Genomic DNA, 2,081 nt, shown 5'->3' with positions numbered 1-2,081 from the left:
ACTACCCGCACGTGGACGGGTGTGACCAGCGGTAACAGAAATGTCGGTATGCCTACCGATGAACATACGTATTTTCGAGCAGTCAACAAGCGCTTAGCGTCTGGCGGCAACAAGGCGAAACGGTCCGCTTGCTCATCCGTCACCCTTTATCACCCCCCAAATCCCCCTCACGCCACCGCGACCCAGGACACCCCTGACCGCGTGGCGGCCCGCGCACGCCCACAAGACGGCAACGGCCGGAGGGAGCCCGCCGAAAGGAGCACCACAGCGTGAAACGCAAAGCCTTACTCGCGGCGGTCGCCGGCCTGGCCACGGCCGCGACCATGACGCTACAAGCGTCCCCCGCCAGCGCCGCCCCTCCCGGGGTCACCCCGGCCCAGGAGGGAACCGGCGCACCCACGCCAGCGGCGGCAGACCCCGCCTCGCTCGCGGCAGCAGTCGCCGACAAGGCCGTATCAAGCCAGCTCGACAACCTCAGCAGAGGCCCCGACGAGGCCTACAGCCGCGTCGCCGTCACCCCCGGCTCCAGCGACATGTTCTACGTCGCCTACGAGCGCACCTACAAGGGACTGCCCATGGTCGGCGGTGACGCCGTCGTCGTCACCGACGCCGCCGGCCACGTCAGAGACACCGTCTCGGCCACCGGACCCACCTCCGGCGACATCGCCACCAAAGCCACCGTCAGCGCCACCAAAGCCACCAAGACCGCCAAGGCCAGGCTCTCCCGCGTCGACGACAGCACCAGCCCCCGCCTGGTCGTCCTGGCCCGCGGCGAGACACCCAAGCTGGCCTGGGAGGTCAAGGTCTCCGGCCTGGCCGACGGCAAGCCGAGCGTCCAGAACGTCTACATCGACGCCCGCACCGGCACCGTCGCCGACGCCGTGGACCTGGTCCGCGAAGGCAGCGGCAACGGCTTCTACTACGGCCAGGTCACCATCAACACCAGCGGCTCGGGCAGCTCCTACTCGATGACCGACACCACCAGACCCGGCCTCGCGTGCGGCGGACAGGGCGGCAGCGCCTACACCGGCACCGACGACGCCTGGGGCAACGGCTCGGGCACCAACCTGGAGACCGCCTGCGTTGACGCCCTCTACAGCGTCCAGCGCGAATGGGACATGCTGCGCGACTGGCTCAGCCGCAGCGGCATCGACGGCAGCGGCCGGGGCTTCCCCGCACGCGTCGGCCTGGCCGACGTCAACGCCTACTGGAACGGCAGCTACACCAACTTCGGCCACAACCAGGCCAACACCCAGCAGGCCACCCCGATCGACGTCGTGGCCCACGAGTTCGGCCACGCGGTCTTCCAGACCACCCCCGGCGGCGCCGGCTCCGGCAACGAGAACGGCGGCATCAACGAGGGCACCGGCGACATCTTCGGCGCGCTGACCGAGGCCTACGCCAACAACCCCAACGACCCGCCGGACTACCTGGTGGGCGAGGAGGTCGACCTGGTCGGCCAGGGCCCGATCCGCAACATGTACAACCCCAGCGCCCTGGGCGACCCCAACTGCTACTCCTCCTCCATCCCCAACACCGAGGTGCACTCGGCGGCCGGCCCGCTCAACCACTGGTTCTACCTGCTGGCCGAGGGCAACAACCCCGGCGGCGGCAAGCCCTCCAGCCCGATCTGCTCCGGCGGCCCCTCCTCGGTGACCGGCGTCAGCATCCAAAAGGCCGGCAAGATCTACATGGGCGCCCTCAACCGCAAGACCTCCTCCTGGCGTTACACCAACATCAGGGCGGCCTCGGTGGCCGCGGCCATCGAGCTGTACGGCGCCAACAGCGCCGAGTGCAACAGCACCAAGGCGGCCTGGAGCGCGGTCAGCGTCACGGCGGCCTCCGGCGAGCCGGCCTGCGGCACCGCCGGCCCCGACTTCTCGATGACGCTCAACCCGTCCTCGGGCAGCGCCCAGCAGGGCGCCACGACCACGACCACGGTCAACACCCAGACCACCTCGGGCAGCGCCCAGACCGTCGCCCTGACCGCCACCGGGCTGCCCAGCGGCACCACCGCCAGCTTCAACCCCTCCTCGGTCACCTCCGGCAACTCCTCGACGCTGACGCTGTCGGTCGGCGCC

At 69.9% G+C, this 2,081-nt stretch carries 1 protein-coding gene; it reads left to right on the top strand.

Annotated features, from left to right (window positions below):
• Positions 1-269 precede the first annotated feature (269 nt).
• Positions 270-2,081: M4 family metallopeptidase (locus tag ACIHAD_RS48810; RefSeq protein ID WP_397361744.1), on the top strand; the 1,812-nt coding region annotated here is incomplete at its 3' end.

This window comes from Nonomuraea sp. NPDC052265 (assembly GCF_044547985.1).
In the GTDB taxonomy this organism is placed as follows: domain Bacteria; phylum Actinomycetota; class Actinomycetes; order Streptosporangiales; family Streptosporangiaceae; genus Nonomuraea.
Note: the sequence above shows the minus strand (reverse complement) of the source record. Positions and strands in the feature narration are given on the sequence as shown.